The sequence below is a fragment of the Sphingomonas sp. CFBP 13733 genome, from assembly GCF_014841795.1.
Taxonomy (GTDB): domain Bacteria; phylum Pseudomonadota; class Alphaproteobacteria; order Sphingomonadales; family Sphingomonadaceae; genus Sphingomonas; species Sphingomonas aerolata.
In genome coordinates this window covers 128,255-144,565 of the sequence record NZ_JACYUP010000003.1, presented here as the reverse complement: position 1 = coordinate 144,565, position 16,311 = coordinate 128,255, and the positions used below count along the sequence as shown (strand labels likewise).

The following is a 16,311-nucleotide window of genomic DNA, read 5'->3' as shown; positions in this document are numbered from 1 at the left end:
CGATGACCGTTTCGACTTTCGCCACCGGATTGCGCGCCATGCTGACGGCCGGTGCAGTGCTGTGTCCGGCCGTCGCAGGTGCGCAGGCCGTCGATTACCAGGCGTTGCAGGAGACGATCGGCGAGCCGGTGACGACCAGCGTCACGGGCAAGCCACAGCGCGCGTCCGAACTGCCCGCCTCCGCGATCATCATCACGCGCGAGGATATCGCCCGGTCGCCCGCCCGCGACGTGCCCGGGCTGCTGAAGACGCATGCCGGCATCGACGTGAACAGCTGGACCGCGGGGCAGAGCGACGTGTCGGTGCGCGGCGGCGTGCAGACCTATAATGCGCGGCTGCTCGTGCTGGTCGACGGACGCCAGGTCTATCTCGATCATTATGGCATGACCGACTGGAATCTCCTGGGCGTCCAGCTCGAGGAGATCCAGCAGATCGAGCTGGTGCGCGGGCCGGCGAACGCGCTGTTCGGGTTCAACGCCGCCAGCGGTGTCGTCAACATCATCACCCGGCGCGTCGGCCAGACGCCGACCGTCACCGCGACCGCCGAGCTCGGCAATCACGACATCAGCCGGCTCGCCGGGTCGGTGACGCTGCCCGTCACCCCGGCGATCGGCATCCGCCTGGCCGGGGTCCGCGCGCGCGAGGACGAGCGTCGCATCCCGGCGACGCTGCTGCGCCCGGCGATGGTCAGCGACGTCGCGAGCGACCAGGTGTCGGGCGACATCACCGGTTCGTTCGACGGACTGGAGACGGTGCTGGGCGGCGGCCATTCGACCAATCGGCAGGCCGAGTATCTGCCGAGCCAGCTGCTGTCGAACCAGCGCTATCGCAGCGACAACGTCCATGCCTCGGCCACGCGCGACACGGGCTGGGGCGGCGTGACGCTGGGCGGCTATGTCAACTGGCTCGATGTGCAATATGGCGTCGGCGCGACGGCGGATGCGACCGAGCCGCTCGGGTTCAAGAACCGGATCATCGTCACCCAGGCGTCGACGCTGGTCCGGCTGGGCAAGAGCGATACGCTGCGGCTCGGCGGCGAATATCGCAACAACCGGCTGCGCTCGGCCTATCAGTTCGCCGAGCGGATCTCGTATGATGTCGGATCGGCCAATGCGATGCTCGACCTGCATCCGGACGAGGCGATTTCGATCACCGCGGCGGCGCGGATCGACCGGCTCTGGCTGCACCAGGCAGGCGCGATCGCGCAGCCGAGCTATGACGTGGCGAGCGATTTCGACCGCGCCTTCACCCGGTTCAGCTTCAACGTCGCGCTGCTCGTCCAGACCGATGCGCGCGGCCAGCTGCGGATCAATGGCGGTCGCGGCTACCAGCTGCCGTCGCTGGTGAATTACGGCATTCGCCTGCCGATCATCACCCCGACGCCGGTGCCGATCTTCGTGGCAGGGTCGCCGCGGATCGATCCGGTCGGCGTGTGGAGCGGCGAGGTCGGCTATGCGCGGACGATCGGCGGCACGCAGATCGAGGCGAACGCGTTCGTGACGAAGACGGACAATGCGATCGCGTCGCCGGGCGACGGCCTGCAGACCGAGCTGTTCCTGACCCCGCTGCCCTCGCTCGTCGCGCGGTTCACGGCGATCGGCGACTATACCACCTATGGCACCGAGGTGTCGGCGTCGGGGGCGGTCGGTGCGCTCACGTGGCGCGCCAACTATACCTGGACGCACACCGACGAGCAGCTGGCGTCGCTGACGCTGCCGATCCCCTATGCGCTGTCGCCCAAGTCGACGACGCCGGTCCACAAGGCCAATCTGGCGCTCGGCTATGACATCGGGCGACTGTCGCTGTCGGGTGTCGCCCGGTACACGTCGTCGACGCGGCAATTCGCCTTCTCGTCGACGCCGCAGCTGCTGCTCTACCGGGTCGACGACGCGGTGGCGCTCGATGCGCGGGCGGGGCTGCGGCTGACCTCCGCGCTCGAAGTCTATGTCGCGGGCGAAAATCTGGCGCTGGCGGACGGCGCCGCGGTATCGCCGATCCCGGCGGATCGTCGCGTGCGCGCAGGGGTGCGAGTTGCGCTTTAACGCGTTCTTCCGGCTGTCGGACCGGCTCGACCGCAGGCTGGCGCTCGCCGACCGGCCGATCGCGGTCAAGGTCGCGGCGACGCCGGTCATCATGCTGGTGCTGTTCGTGGTGATGGCGCTGGCCAGCACCGCAGCGCTGCTGATCACCGGGCGCAGCGTCGACGACATCGTCAACCGCGACATGCGCGATATCAAGCAGCTCAACGCGATCACGCAGCGGTTCGATATCGCCAACGCGAACGTCTATCACCTGCTGGTGACGAAGGCGGCGACGCCGACGATCGCGGTCGACGGGCAGGTGGCGGCGATCCACCGCGACCTGGCCCGGGTCCGTACGGCGCTGGTCGGCTACCGCCGCAGCCATGCCGGGCAGCGCGCACAGCTGGGCCCGGTGCTCGCCGATCTGGACCGATATACCGCGACCGTCGACGTGCTGACGTCGATGCTCGAGGTCGACTTTGCCAGCACCGCGGCGATGGTCGACCCGTTTCGCGCCAATGCGCAGCAGATCGATACGCGGATCCGGCGCGTGACCGCCGCGGGTATCGGCCGCGCCGGGCAGGCGGCATCGGGGGCGCTGCTGGTCACGCATGTCACGATCGCGATCCTGCTGCTCGTCCTGCTCGTCGGCACGGGCGGCAGCCTGGTAATGGCCTATGTCATCGGGCGATCGATCATCGGTTCGATCACCGACATTGCGGCGGCGACGGATGCGGTGATGCACGAGGCCGCGATCGATCTGTCGACGCTCAAGCGGCATGACGAGCTGGGGCTAGTCGTCACCGCGCTGACGACGTTCCAGACGCAGCGCGAGGATGCGAAACGCCTCGCGGATCAGGCCGAACTGCTGCGCCTCCATGCCGAAGAGGAAAAGGCGCGCCAGGCCAGCGCGATCGCCGAGGTCGAGGCGCAGGCGCGGCGCGAGCGCGAGGCCACGCTGGCCGCGCTGGCCGAGGCGTTCGAACGCCAGGTCGGCGGCATCATCCGCGAGGCGCAGGAGGCGATGGCGCTGCTCGAGGCGAATGCGATCAGCCTGCACGAGACGATCGAGGGCAATCGCCGGCTGGCGCAGGAGCTCGACGCGATCGCGCAGCTGTTCGCGACCGAGATGCTCGAGGCGGGCAAGGAGACGCATCTGCTGGCGCACACCTTCGAGGAGATCGACCGGGAGGTGGCGGGGACCAGCCTCGCCGCAAGGTCGATCAGCGACCATGCGCGCAGTGCCAACGACACCGTCGCGCTGTCGCAGGAACAGGCCAGCAGCATCGAGCAGATCGTCGACGTGATCAGCGCGATCACCAAGCAGACCAATCTGCTCGCGCTCAACGCGACGATCGAGGCGGCGCGCGCGGGCCCTGCGGGCGCGGGCTTTTCGGTGGTGGCGGCCGAGATCAAGTCGCTGGCGACGCGGACGGGCGCGAGCGCGGGCGACGTGCGCTCGAAGATCGAGGCGGTGCAGGACCAGATCCGGTCGGTGGTGGCGAGCACGGGCAGTCTGGGGGCGCTGATCAACGGCATGGACGACGGCGCGGGCCGGGTTGCGGCGATGTCGCGTGCGCAGGCGCAGGCGATCGAACAGCTCAACGGGCGGATCGAGGCGGTCGAGGACCGCAGCCAGATGCTCACCGAGGCAAGCCAGCAGATCGCATCGTCGGTCGATCGCAACCTCGCTTCGGTCGACGAGGTCCAGCGGACCGGCGCGATGCTGAAGCGGACGCTGCAGTCACTGGCCGACGACGCGCATGCCTTTACCAGCCATTTCCTTGGCGATGACGCAGGTCCTGATCGGAAGCAACGGCAAGTCGCCTGATCTTGCCGGACTGACGCGCCGCGAGACCCGGTCCGCGCTCAGCTGCGCTGGCGGCGTTGCGCGTGAAGTTCGGCCTTGGCGAGCAGCGCGTGGAGATCGTCGCGGGCTATGTCGAAGCTTTCGTGCATATCCTCGAGCGCGGCGTCGATGTCGTCGGGGTGAAATCCCGCGGCGCGGCGGTCGGCCGCGATCGCGGCGGGGGGCAGCGCGCTGTGATGCGGATAGGGGTGCCGCGTCACGCGGTAGAAGAGGCCGGCGACCAGCACGAGCACGACCGAATTGAGCGCGACGGGGACGAGCGCGAAGGCGTAGCCCGCCGCATGGATGCCGGGCCCGCCGATCACCGCGGTCAGAGCCGCCGCGCCGCCGGGCGGGTGCAGGCAGCGGAGCAGCGACATCGCGAGGATCGCAGCCCCGACCGCCACACCCGCGGCCAGCGTGGCGTCGGGGATGAGCTGAAACGCGGCGACGCCGATCGCGGCGGACAGCGTGTTGCCGCCGATGACCGGCCAGGGCTGTGCCAGCGGGCTGGACCGGACCGCAAAGACGAGCACCGCCGACGCCCCCAGCGGCGCGACGATCTGAGGAACGTCGCCGACGGGGAGCAGCGCGACGCAGACGAGCATCGTCAGCGCGATGCCGATACAGGCGCCGACGCCCCCGAGCAGACGGTCGGCGGGAAAGGCCTTCGCCCAGAAGGCTTTGGCATGGGGCAGGGGCATGAGCGATCGTCCGTGTGGCTGAGCGTGCCGCCCCTACGCTGCGCCCGTGCATTTCGCTATGTCGCGCGTCACCGGGATCGCTAGAGGACGGTGAAGATGAATGATGGCGAGGCATGATGCTGGGGGATGTGACCAGGCGGCGTATCGGCCGCGAGGCGGAGCCGCTGGTGATCATCGACGGCTTTGCCGAGGATCCGGACGGATTGCGCGAGGCCGCGGCGGACGCGGCGTTCGGATCCGCGGGCGAGCATTATCCCGGTCTGCGCGCGGCGCTGCCCGAACATTATCTTGCCGACCAGCTTCCGCGGATCGCCCGCGCGCTGGGCCGCGATTTCGGGCCGTGCCGCCGCATCCATGTCGTCGATGCGCAATTCTCGATCGTCACGGTGACGCCCGACGCGCTCGAGATCCGGCAACGGCTGCCGCATGTCGATGCCTATGCGCGCGACCGGATCGCGCTGATCCATTATCTGTCGCCGACGAACCGCGACGGCACCGCCTTCTTCCGCCATCGCGCCACCGGGTTCGAGACGGTCGACGAGACGCGCGCGCCCGACTTTTTCGCACGGCTCGGCCGTGAGGTCGCGGCGATGCCGCCGCATGGCTATATCGCCGACGATACCGCGTTGTTCGAGCGGACCGCGCTGGTCGATGCCGCCTATAACCGGGCGCTGCTGTACCGCAGCTATGTGCTGCACAGCGGCGCGATCGCGCGCGACGCGGTGTTGTCGGCGGATCCGGCGGCGGGGCGGCTGACGATCACCGCGTTCCTCGCGATCGAATGAGGCTATTGCCGGCCCGCCCAGCGGATCGCGTTGACGAGCACGCGCCGGTAGGTCGGGTCGTCATAGGCCTCTGGTAAATGGCCGAGCGCCGAATAGACCACCCGGCCTTTGGTGCGCGGGTTGGTCCAGATGACGGGGTGCGTCCCCATCGCGAGCTTCGCGCCCGGACGGTAGCTCGCCTCGTCGAGCGTCGCGAGCACGGTCATGCCGCGGGCGGCCGGATTGGCATTGAACGAATACCATTCGTCGACCGCGGTCCAGGGCAAGCGCACCCCCGCCATGACCGGATGGTCGGGGCGATCGACGACGAGCCGCGCGCGCTGGAACTGATCCTCGCCGCCCGGATGGCCGATGAACTTCGTGCCGATCACCGTGTCGCTGTACCAGGCGTCGGTGTGGCTGTCGTCGCCCGCGGCATGCAGCGCGACGACGCCACCGCCGCGCGCGACGAAGCGGGCGAAGGCGGCGCGCTGGTCTGGCGTCAGGAATCCACCGCTGGCGCTGTTGAGCACGACGACGGAGAAGTGGCGCAGCTGTTCGTCGTTGAAGACCGCCGCATTCTCGGTCGCGTAGCTCGTCCGACCCAGGCCCTGCACGATGTCGGCGAGCACGCGGTTCGAATGCGGGATATGTTCGATATGCCGCCAGCCATTGGTCTTCGACACGATCAGCACCGCGTCATGCAAGTCCTTGGGCAGCACGGGGGCGACGGTGTCGGTCGTGGCCTTCGGCAAATGCGGATCGGGCGCGGCCTGCGCCGTGGTGAGCAGGGCGGCCAGCGCCAACATCTTGAGCATCGTGCAATCTCCCACCCGGTCCTAGCGCGCGGGACCATTGGAGTTCAACTGGTAGCGATAACGCGCTATGCTAAGCCATAAATATGACGGGGGAGTTGAGAGCGAATGTCTGGAAGATCCAAGCGCGCGCTGGTCGCGCTGATGCTGGTGTCCGCGCCTGCAACCGCGCAGACGTCACAGGACCGGGCGCGGGCGATCGCGGGGGAGCCCGCCGCGGCGCCGCAGCGGCTCAGGCTGACCGACATCCCCGTGGCGACGGGCCAGTCGATCGCGCTGTTCGACGGGCGCAGTCTCACGGGCTGGACCGCGTGGCTCGGCTATCCCGACCCCTCGATCACCTATCAGGCAAAGCCGGGCACGCCGCCGATCGGCACGAGTCGGGACACGAAGGGCGATTTCGCGGTGCGCAGCGTCGACGGGGCGCCGGCGATCTGGGTGAAGGGCGAGACCTGGGGCAGCCTGGTCCACCAGGCCGACCTTCGCGACTATCACCTGCGGCTGCAGTTCAAATGGGGTGCCAAAACCTGGGCACCGCGGGCGACGCAGCCGCGCAACAACGGCCTGCTCTATCATACGCATGGCGCGCCGGGCGAGGTCTTCGGCACGTGGCGGCCCTCGGTCGAGTTCGAGATCATGACCGGATCGACCGGGATGATCGTCGCGGTCGGCAGCAAGCTGCGCGGCCGTACCGGGGTGACGTTCGATCCGTCGCTGGTCGAACCGCATCTCCGCTACCGTGCCGGGGGACGCGAGATCGACATCGTCAACGGCACGCCGACCTGGAATGTCGAGGCGGCGACCGACGCCGAACGTCCGATCGGCGCGTGGAACACGCTCGACCTCTATGTCGTCGGCGACCGCGCGGTGCATGTCGTCAACGGCGTACCGGTCGGCGAAGTGCATGATCTGGCGACGATCGGCCCCGACGGCCGACGGCCGCTGACGCATGGCCGGATCCAGCTGCAATCCGAAGGCGCCGAGACCTGGTTCCGCGCGATCACGGTCGAGCCGATCACGACCCTGCCGAAGATCGTCGTGGCGGTGGAGTAGCGGGCGGAACGGTAGGGGGCGGGGCAGTAGGGGGCGGGGCGTCCGCGGCTGCGGGCTGGTCGCGCCAGATCCAGCGGAGCATGTCGGGCAGGATCGCGCCGCCGTCCGCGTCCGAATGGCCACCGTCCGTCCACGCCGTCCTGACGTCGTAGCGCGGGCCCGGGCGGTGCTCCGCATCGGCCTGCGCGTTCGCCCAAGCGAGGCTTTTTGCCATCTGCTGGTTGGCGAGAAACCAGTTGCCATGTTCGTTGTCGAGATCGGCGGCCCCGTCCTGCAGGACGATGCGCAAGGGGCGGATCGGGCTCTTGCGGATGAGCCCGGGATAGAGGTCGCCGCCGAGCGTGCGCGGCGTGCCGTCCGGGCCGAGCGTGAGGCCGATCGACGTGTAGCTGCCGATGAAGCTGATCACGTTGCCGAACGCTTCCGGATGCCGCCAGGCGATCGTCCAGGAGGCGATCGCGCCGCTCGACGTGCCGCCGATCGCGCGGCGCTTGGGATCATCGGCGAACCGCCAGCGTGCCGCGACCGCGGGCAGCAGCTCGTTCAGTGTCATCCAGCCATAATCGTCGGACAGCGCGTCATATTCCTCAACCCGGTGATCCGGATTGGCCATGCCGAGCGTGTCGGGATAGTGCGCCGCACGGTGACCGGGGGTGACGAAGATGCCGAGCGTTGGCGGAATCGCGTGCTGCAGGATCAGCGTGTCGAGGACCGCGGGCACCCTGAGCGACCCTGCCGGATTCGTCGCGCGCTGCCCGTCCTGGAACAGCAGCAGATTGGGCGGGCGGCGCGGATCATAGCCTGGCGGGACATAGACCCAGTAGCGCCGGACCGTACCGGGAAAGCGCTGCGACCGAAGTTCGAACGGGCCGGCCAGCGTACCCCGGAGTGCCGGCGCGGGGGCCGGTGGGGGTGTGGTCCGCGCGGGGGTCTGCGCAGCTGTTGCCGACACGGTCAACGCGGCGCCCAGCAGGGCCGCCGCCGTCAGGATCTCGCGCATCTCCGCCCCCTCATAGTGTCGGGTCAGCCTAGCACAGCGCGGGCGCGGTGCGAATCGATGCGGCGGGGCGGGATTATCTCCCGGCGCGGGGAGATTGTGGGCATCCGGATCGTTCAATCCCTGTCCGGTCGGCCCGTGCGTCCGATGTCACACGGGGGAGACGAGACGATGCGTATGACGGCGTTCGGCGACGCAAGGGTCTAGGCGAGGATGAGCCGGCCCGGGATCAGGCGCATCGTCGTCATCGCCGTCGTGCTGCTGGGCCTGTGCGGGATCGTGTTTGCCGCAATCGCCTACCGGCCGGCCATCGCCCGCGTGACGCGCCCCGATCCCCGGCAGTTCGATCCCGCACTGGTCGCGCGCGGCGCCAATCTGGCGCGGCTGGGCAATTGCGTCAGCTGCCATCAGGCGGCGGGCGGGCGTCCCTATGCGGGCGGCTATCCGATCAAGACGCCGTTCGGGACGATCTACGGCAGCAACATCACGCCCGACTCCGCGACCGGGATCGGATCATGGTCGCCCGCCGCGTTTCGCCGGGCGATGCGCGAGGGCGTCGGGCGCGACGGCAGCCATCTCTATCCGGCCTTTCCCTATACGCATTATGCAGGTGTGGCGGACGGCGATGTGGACGCGCTTTATGCATTCCTGATGACCCGGCCAGCGGTGCGCGCAGTGCCGCCCGCGAACCGGATGATCCCGCCGCTCGGCTTCCGGCCGCTGCTGGCGGGCTGGAAGCTGCTGTTCTTCGATCCGCAGCCGGTCGTCGCCGATCCGCGCCAGTCGGCCGCGTGGAACCGGGGGCGCTATATCGGCGAGACGCTGGCGCATTGTACCGCCTGTCACAGTCCGCGCGGGCTGTTGCAGCAGGAGAAGCGCGGCGACCGGGGCTATGATGGTGGCTGGTCGGGCGGCTGGTATGCGCCGCCGATCAACGCACGCTCGCCCGCGGTCCGTGCCTGGACCGTCGAGCGGCTCGACGCCTATTTCCGGACCGGGCTCAGCACCGCGCACGCAGCGGCCGCGGGGCCGATGGGGCCGGTTACTTATAATCTGGCGCGCGCGAAGCCGGCCGATGTGCGCGCGCTCGCGACCTATTATGCGTGGCAGATGCGCGCTGCGCCTGCCGCGCGGGTCGAGCCGCGGCTGCCCGATCGTCGCGCGCTCGCGAGGCAGCGGCATCCCGAGGGCGCGGGGCTGTATGACGGCGCGTGTGCGGTCTGCCACGAGCCGGGGGCGGCGATGATGGTCGCCGGGCGGCCCGCGCTGCCGCTCGGCACGCCGCTGCACGAGGCGAATCCGCGCGACACGATCCAGGTCATCCTCAAGGGGCTGAAACCGCCGGTCGCGCCGCGCGGGCCGTATATGCCCGCCTTTGCCGATGCGCTGGACGACCGGCAGGTGGCGGAGGTCGTCGCCTATCTGCAGGTCCGGCACGGGACGGGATCGGCCTGGCCGGACCTCGAGACAGACGTCGCTGCAGCGCGCAAGGAGGGTGAATGATCAACCTGACCGTCAACGGGGCGACCGCGCGCGTCGATGTCGATCCCGCCACCCCGCTGCTCTATGTGCTGCGCGACGATTTGCGGCTGCATGCGGCCAAGTTCGGGTGCGGGCTGGGGCAATGCGGGGCGTGCACCGTGCTGGTCGATGACCGGCCGGTCTTTGCCTGCCTGCTGCCCGTCGGTGCGGTCGGTACGCGCACGGTCACGACGGTCGAGGGACTGGGCAGCGCGGCGGCGCCGGGCGACGTCCAGCGCGCGTTCCTGCACGAGCAGGCGGCGCAGTGCGGCTATTGCATCCCCGGGATGATCGCGCGTGCCGAGGGCCTGTTGCGCAAGACGGTCACGCCGACCGAAACCGAGCTGCGCAGCGCGATGGCGCCGTCGCTCTGCCGGTGCGGGACGCATATGCGGATCCTGCGCGCGGTGCGGCGCGCGGCGGTGATGCGTGGCGGCGGGGTGGTCGAGCCTGCGGAGCCGGTGACGTGAGCGGACAGGCGTCGCGGCGCGACGTACTCGGCGGGCTGCTGGTCGCCTTCGCGCTCGCGCCGACGGCCGCGCTCGCGCAGACCGGCGGCGGCGAGGGCAGCGGCGGACCGCCGACGGTCGCGCCCGACCTGCCGGGGACGCTCGCCAAATTCCCCGATCTCGACGCGTGGATCCGTATCGGTGCCGATGGCCGGGTCACGGTGTTCACGGGCAAGGTCGAGCTCGGCACCGGCGTGAAGACCGCGATGGCGCAGCTGGCCGCGGACGAGCTCGACGTCGCGATCGGGCGGGTCGACCTGATCACCGCGGATACCGCGCTGACCCCGAACGAGGGCGTGACCGCGGGCAGCCAGACGCTCGAGCAGAGCGGTACCGCGATCGCCAATGCCGCCGCCTGTGTCCGGCTGCTGCTCGCCGAGACCGCGGCGGCGCGCTGGGGCGTGTCGGCGACGACGCTGTTCACGCGCGACGGCGTCGTGCTCGACGGGCAGGGACGGCGTGCGACCTATGCCGAGCTCGCCGCGTCGACGTCGCTGGCGGTGCGCGCGCGCGCCGACGTGCCGCGCAAGCCCGTGGCGGCGCGGCGGCTGATCGGGCGACCGGTGCCGCGCGTCGACCTGCCCGCCAAGCTGACCGGGCTGCCAAGCTATGTGCAGGACATGCGGCTGCCGGACATGGTGCATGCGCGCGTCCTGCGCGGACCGTCCTCGGGGACGCGGCTGACGCCCGATCTTGCCGCGCTGCGACGGCAGCCGGGCGTCGCGCGGGTCGTGCAGGTCGGGCGGTTCGCGGCGATCGTCGGACCGCGCGAATGGCCGCTCGAACAGGCGCTGCGCGTCGCCAATCAGGGTGCATGGACGCGCGACGCGGCCCTGCCCGCGCTGCCGCCGATGCCCGACGGATTGCTGGAGATGCGGCGCGAGAGCAGTGTGATCGACACGCGGCGCGACGCGTCCGCGGCGCCGGGCGTGCGGCGGCTGTCCGCGCGGTACGACCGGCCCTATCTGATGCATGGCGCGATCGGACCGTCCTGCGCGGTGGCGCTGATGGCCGAGGGGCAATTGACGGTGTGGACGCACAGCCAGGGCGTCGAGCCGCTGCGCACCGCGATCGCCGAGCTGGTCGCGATGCCCGCCTACCGCGTCCGCTGCGTCCACCGCGAGGGGGCGGGCTGTTATGGGCATAATGGGGCGGACGACGTCGCGGGCGATGCCGCGCTGGTCGCGTGTGCGATGCCCGGCGTGCCCGTCCGGCTGCAATGGAGCCGCGAGCAGGAACATGGCTGGGAACCGCTCGGGCCGGCGATGCTCGCGCAGATCGACGCGACGCTCGATGCGTCGGGGCGGATCGTCGACTGGCGGCATCAGGTCTGGAGCAACACGCACAGCACGCGGCCCGTGGCGGCGGGCGACCTGCTCGCGGGCGTGGAGGTGGTGCCGCCGTTCGCGCCGACGCCGCCCAAGCCGATCCCGCAGCCCAATGGCGGCGGCGATCGCAACGCCATCCCGCTCTATCGCTTCGCCAACCAGAGCATCGTCAGCCATTTCCTGCCCGACATGCCGGTGCGGGTGTCGGCGCTGCGAGGGCTGGGCGCGCATCTGAACATCTTCGCGCTCGAAAGCGCGATGGACGAGCTGGCGGCGGCGGCGGGGCGTGATCCGGTCGCGTTCCGGCTCGCGCATCTCGACGATCCGCGCGCTGCAGACGTGATCCGGCGCGCGGCGGCGCGGTTCGGCTGGAGCCGCTACCGGCCCCGGCCCAATCGCGGGCGGGGCTTCGCCTTTGCGCGGTACAAGAATCACGGCGCCTATTGCGCGGTCGCGCTCGATATCGAGCGGATCCCCGACGAGGGGCGGCTGATCGTCCACCGCGCGGTCGTCGCGGTCGACAGCGGCGAGGCGGTCAATCCCGACGGTATCCGCAACCAGGTCGAGGGCGGGGTGCTCCAGTCGCTGAGCTGGACCGCCTACGAGGCGGCGGGGCACGACGGTGCGCGCCGGACCGATTATGACTGGAGCGGCTATCCGATCCTGCGGTTCGCGGACGTGCTGCACAGCGTCGTCGTCGAGGTCATCGACCGGCCGGGTACGCCGTTTCTGGGCACGGGCGAGTGTGCGCAGGGGCCCACCGCCGCCGCGCTCGCCAATGCGCTGGCGGCGGCGACGGGGGTCAGGACCAGGAGCATGCCGCTGGCGGGGGGGCTGGCGACGCGCTCCTGATCAACGGCGGTCGTCGGGTGACCGCCGTATTGGTCGGCTTAGGCGCCGCCGGCGACCGGGGCCAGCGTCTGCTGGTGCTGGACCACGCGCCATTCCTCATGCTCGAGCCGGCGCATCGTGGTGGTGCAATAGGCGGTATAGCCGGTTGCGCCTTCGCGGCTCGCCTCGGCCTTGTAGGCGATCGCGATCAGGCCTTCCTGCGGGCGCATGATCTGCTGTTCGCTGAACCGGACCTCCGACCAGCGCGGCGTATCCGCGACCGCCTCGATCGCCTGCGCGCCGGTCATCACGAAGGGCTGCTCGGGGAGCACCATCACGCATTCGTCGTCGATCAGCGTGTGATACTGGTCCGCGTCGCCCGTCCACAGGCTTTCTTCAAATGCCCAGACCCTGGTGTCGTCCATTGCTCGTCTCCTTCTGTCGGGGTCGAGCGCGGGGACGGCCTACTTCGTTCCTCACAATCGGTGAGACGAGGGTCTTTTGGCGATCGGAGCATCCTATGTTTCCGACGCCTGTGTGGCTGCCGACCGACGCGCCGGTCGGCAGCCTTCGTCCTACAGCCCGTAGGAGAGCCGCAGATAGCCGAACCGGCCCGGGATGTCATAGGTCGTCGGGTCGAAGTTGTTCAGGCTGCAGCTGAAGCAGGCGGGGGGATCCTTGTCGAAGACGTTGTTCACGCCGAAGGTCAGCGCGAGCTTCGAATCGAGCCAGGCCGGCCGGAACTGGAGCTGGACGTCGCCGTAGAGGCGGCTCTTCATCTGGTTCTCCGCAGCGATTTCATCGACATTGTCGATATAGCGTCCGGTGACGCTCGCGGTGACCGGCCCCACCGACCAGTCGATCGTGCCCAGCCCCTTGAAGTGCGGATAGGTCTGATCGGGCGAGCCGCGTTCGGTGCCGACATAGTCGGTCGTGACGAAGCCGTCGGTCGCGGGCGTGCGCTCGCTATACTTGAGCAGATAGTTGCCCGAGACGTAGAGGCCGAAGCGCCCGGCGCCGGTTTCGCCCGAGCGGACCGTCAGCGTCGCGTCGATGCCCTTGGTGCGGATGCCGCCGGTGTTGAGCAGCAGGCCGTTGATCGCGGTGACGATGCCGCTGGGGGCACGCCGCACCGCTGCGCAGCTGAGCGCGTCGCCAGTCTGGGCGCAGCGGCTGAGCAGCACCTGGGCCGGGATCGACGCGATCGAGTCGTCGACCTTGATGTCGTAATAATTGACCTCGAGGCTGAGCGCCGAGAGCGTGCCGCCGCGGGCCCAGCTGGGGCTGTAGACGCCGCCGAACAGCAGCGTCCGGGCGGTTTCGGGGCGCAGCTCGCTATTGCCGCCGGTGAGCACCGGCAGCTGGCCCGAGGGTTCGGCGTAGCTGCCGCTGGCGGGGACGCCGTTGGCGACGCAGTTCGCGCGGACGGTCGGGTTGGACTGGAACAGCCCGCCCGCGGCGCTGGTGCAGGGATCGTCGATCGAGGCGTCGAACCGCGACTGCGCGCCGAACAGCTCGCCGATCGACGGTGCGCGCAGCGATTCGGCATATTGGCCGCGCAGCAGCAGGTCGCTGACGGGCTTCCACAACGCGCCGCCGCTGAGCGTCGTATTGCCCCCGAAGGTCGAATAGTTGGAGTGGCGGACCGCGCCGTTCAGCTCGAGCGAGGCGATGCCGGGAATGTCGCGCAGCAGCGGCAGGCGGATTTCGCCATAGACCTCGTCGACGTTGAACTTGCCGCTGGCCGCCTGTGCCGGGATGTCCGCGCCGAGGCCCGCCTGGATGATCGGGTCGGGCGTGAAGCTGCCGAACTGATAGCGATGCTCATAGCCGATCGCGATGCCGACCGGCCCGCCGGGCAGGTCGAACAGCTCGCCGGAGATATTGGCGGTATAGTCGTTCAGCTTCTGGCGGCTGCGGTCGCGTTCGTCGAAGCCGATATAGCCGAGCATCGCCGGGGTGATCGAGCCGACCCCGCCGAAGAAGTTGAACGGCACGCATTCCCCCGTGCACTGGCTGATCGGGCCGATCGCGCGGGCGAGGCGCGCGGCGTTGATGTTGCCGGTGAACAGCTGCTTGGCATCGTTATAGCCGATGACCGCGCTCGCATCCCAATACCAGTTGTGCCCGAACATCTGGAACTTGCCGTCCAGCGTGCCGGTCAGCGACATGGTGTCGACCTGCTGGCTATAGGTGCGTTGCCCCGCCTCGACGAGGCGGCGGAAGATCCCGGTGTAATTCTGTCCGGGGACGAGCGTCACGCCGAACGGGTTGAACGGGTTGGTGGCATCGACCGAGAGCGTGTCGAGCATGTTGCCGTTGCCGACGTCGGGACCGATGCCGAGCGGGAGGAACGCCGCCTGGTTCTGCGAATTGCGGCGGTTATAGACCGCCTTCACGCGCAGGTTGAGCGCCTCCGAAAACTCGGCGCGCGTGTTGACGAAGCCGCCGAACCGCTCGACCGGGGTCAGGAAATAGTTGAGCGGGGCAAAGTTGAACCGATCGGCGGCGGTGAACGCCTTGAAGTCGCCGGTGGCGAGCGTCGGGTCATAGACCGGGCGGCCGCTGGCGACGGGGCCGCGCAGCGTGATGTTCTGGCCGTTCACTAGGAACCGGCCGAAGGGCGTGAAGCTGGAGCAGCCGCCGATGGGTTCGGCGCAGCTGGTCTGGCCCGGATTGGGGAATTGCGAGATGTCGCGATCGGCGGCGCTGACCGATTCCTGCTTGGTGTAATAGCCGCCCGCGACGACGTGCACGCCCTGGCTGCCAAAGCCGTAGCTCAGCTGGTAATCCTGCGTCTTGCCGTCATTGTCGCCGAGATACTGGCCATATTGCGCCGATCCCTTGAACCCCTTCTGGTTCTGTTTGGTGATGATGTTGACGACGCCGGCGATCGCGTCGGACCCGTATTGCGTCGAGGCGCCCGATTGCAGCACCTCGATCCGTTCGATCATCGAGGACGGGATCGAGTTGAGATCGACCGTCGCCGGGATGCCGCTGGCCGACGCGCCGTTGACGAAGCGCAGTCCGTCGACGAGCACGAGCGTCCGCTTGGGGCCGAGATAGCGCAGGTCGAGCACCGCGGAGCCCGCGCCGACGCCGCCGCCATCGGGCGGGTTGCCGAAATTGCCCGAGCTGTTGAACTTCGAATTGAGGCCGCCCGACGAGGCGGGCAGGCGTTGCAGGATGTCCGCGACGGACGACAGGCCGGTGCGCGCGATCGCGTTCTCATCCACGGTTATGACGGGCGATGGCTGATCGAGCGGGTCGCGGCGGATGCGCGATCCGGTGACGATGATGTCTTCGGTGGGGGCCTCGGTCGCCGCGGGGGCGGTGGGCGTCTGGGGGTCGGTCGCCAGCTGCGCCGCGGCGCCATTGGCCGCGATCAGCAGGCCCGCGCCCATCGCCATCCGCGACGAGCGCATCATCCATTTCGTCCAACGCATTTCTGTCCCCCTTGTGACACCCCGTTTTACGGCGGTGCACCATGGTTACGACGAAAATGGTTTTTATGACCATATGTTGCTGCTCCGTTACGATCAGCAATGGTAAATTGCGAAATGGGTGTTGCTTGCGGGTTACACCACCAAGGTCCGTTCAGGGGGTGCTGCGCTTGCGCGTGGGGGCGCGGAAGTCGGGGGGCTTGTCGATGATCCAGCGCAGGTAGCGGGCGATATCCTCGCGCGCGCGGAGCTGGTCCATCGTCGCGTAGCTGGTGGCGAGGTCGCGGTTGGCGACGAAGGCGTGGATGGTGCGGTGACAGATCGGGTGCACCGGCACGGTCTGCGTACCGCCCTCGCTCTTGGGGACGACGTGGTGGCGCTCGACACGGTGGCCGAGCGGGCGGCCGCAGAGCGCGCAGGGCAGGTCGTCCGCAGCCTGCGCGGTCCGTGCCGCCGCCTCGGCCAGTCCGGCCATC

Annotated in this window: 13 protein-coding genes; 7 read left to right on the top strand and 6 right to left on the bottom strand. The window is 69.3% G+C overall.

Annotated elements, in window-relative coordinates; all coding sequences use genetic code 11:
- Positions 1-2: 2 nt before the first annotated feature.
- Positions 3-2,042 carry a TonB-dependent receptor plug domain-containing protein gene (locus tag IFT71_RS09145; RefSeq protein WP_192140437.1) on the top strand — a complete coding sequence of 680 codons (2,040 nt, stop codon included), beginning with the start codon at positions 3-5 and terminating at the stop codon, positions 2,040-2,042.
- The gene (locus tag IFT71_RS09140; protein ID WP_192140435.1) at positions 2,032-3,852 is read left to right on the top strand and encodes a methyl-accepting chemotaxis protein; all 1,821 of its coding nucleotides are present in this window, start codon (positions 2,032-2,034) and stop codon (positions 3,850-3,852) included. Before IFT71_RS09145 ends, IFT71_RS09140 begins: the two co-directional genes overlap by 11 nt.
- A gap of 38 nt (positions 3,853-3,890) precedes the next feature.
- Here IFT71_RS09140 and IFT71_RS09135 read toward each other — a convergent pair whose 3' ends face one another.
- Complete coding sequence (locus tag IFT71_RS09135; protein WP_192140433.1) at positions 3,891-4,574, bottom strand: HPP family protein; 684 nt, start codon at positions 4,572-4,574, stop codon at positions 3,891-3,893.
- 113 nt (positions 4,575-4,687) lie between these two features.
- On the opposite strand from IFT71_RS09135, the gene IFT71_RS09130 reads away from it, so the two are divergent.
- Entirely contained in the window at positions 4,688-5,359 is a 672-nt protein-coding gene (locus IFT71_RS09130; protein ID WP_192140432.1) for a DUF6445 family protein, read from the top strand.
- A gap of 2 nt (positions 5,360-5,361) precedes the next feature.
- Here IFT71_RS09130 and IFT71_RS09125 read toward each other — a convergent pair whose 3' ends face one another.
- The gene (locus IFT71_RS09125; protein WP_192140430.1) at positions 5,362-6,156 is read right to left on the bottom strand and encodes a ThuA domain-containing protein; all 795 of its coding nucleotides are present in this window, start codon (positions 6,154-6,156) and stop codon (positions 5,362-5,364) included.
- Positions 6,157-6,261: 105 nt separating this feature from the next.
- Between IFT71_RS09125 and IFT71_RS09120 the strand changes: the two genes are divergently transcribed.
- The gene (locus IFT71_RS09120; protein ID WP_192140428.1) at positions 6,262-7,206 is read left to right on the top strand and encodes a 3-keto-disaccharide hydrolase; all 945 of its coding nucleotides are present in this window, start codon (positions 6,262-6,264) and stop codon (positions 7,204-7,206) included.
- Here the strand turns inward: IFT71_RS09120 and IFT71_RS09115 are convergent.
- Positions 7,169-8,206 carry an alpha/beta hydrolase gene (locus IFT71_RS09115; protein ID WP_192140426.1) on the bottom strand — a complete coding sequence of 346 codons (1,038 nt, stop codon included), beginning with the start codon at positions 8,204-8,206 and terminating at the stop codon, positions 7,169-7,171. The genes IFT71_RS09120 and IFT71_RS09115 overlap by 38 nt on opposite strands.
- A 210-nt stretch (positions 8,207-8,416) precedes the next feature.
- On the opposite strand from IFT71_RS09115, the gene IFT71_RS09110 reads away from it, so the two are divergent.
- From IFT71_RS09110 to IFT71_RS09100, 3 genes are read left to right on the top strand one after another with little or no spacing between them, the layout of a single operon-like run.
- Positions 8,417-9,706, top strand: a complete 1,290-nt coding sequence (locus IFT71_RS09110; RefSeq protein ID WP_192140424.1) for a cytochrome c — start codon at positions 8,417-8,419, stop codon at positions 9,704-9,706.
- Positions 9,703-10,194: a (2Fe-2S)-binding protein gene (locus IFT71_RS09105; protein ID WP_192140422.1), complete on the top strand. Its 492-nt coding sequence runs from the start codon at positions 9,703-9,705 to the stop codon at positions 10,192-10,194. The genes IFT71_RS09110 and IFT71_RS09105 overlap by 4 nt, the downstream gene beginning before the upstream one ends.
- On the top strand, positions 10,191-12,413 hold the full coding sequence (locus tag IFT71_RS09100; protein ID WP_192140419.1) for a molybdopterin cofactor-binding domain-containing protein: 2,223 nt from the start codon (positions 10,191-10,193) through the stop codon (positions 12,411-12,413). The genes IFT71_RS09105 and IFT71_RS09100 overlap by 4 nt, the downstream gene beginning before the upstream one ends.
- A 38-nt stretch (positions 12,414-12,451) precedes the next feature.
- Here the strand turns inward: IFT71_RS09100 and IFT71_RS09095 are convergent, their stop codons facing one another.
- The 3 genes from IFT71_RS09095 to IFT71_RS09085 form a co-directional block, all read right to left on the bottom strand.
- Complete coding sequence (locus tag IFT71_RS09095) at positions 12,452-12,817, bottom strand: DUF4440 domain-containing protein (RefSeq protein WP_031395307.1); 366 nt, start codon at positions 12,815-12,817, stop codon at positions 12,452-12,454.
- A gap of 150 nt (positions 12,818-12,967) precedes the next feature.
- Positions 12,968-15,838, bottom strand: coding sequence for a TonB-dependent receptor domain-containing protein (locus IFT71_RS09090; RefSeq protein WP_274602326.1), 2,871 nt, complete (start codon positions 15,836-15,838; stop codon positions 12,968-12,970).
- Positions 15,839-15,989: 151 nt separating this feature from the next.
- Positions 15,990-16,310: an HNH endonuclease signature motif containing protein gene (locus IFT71_RS09085; protein WP_192141192.1), complete on the bottom strand. Its 321-nt coding sequence runs from the start codon at positions 16,308-16,310 to the stop codon at positions 15,990-15,992.
- Position 16,311 lies beyond the last annotated feature (1 nt).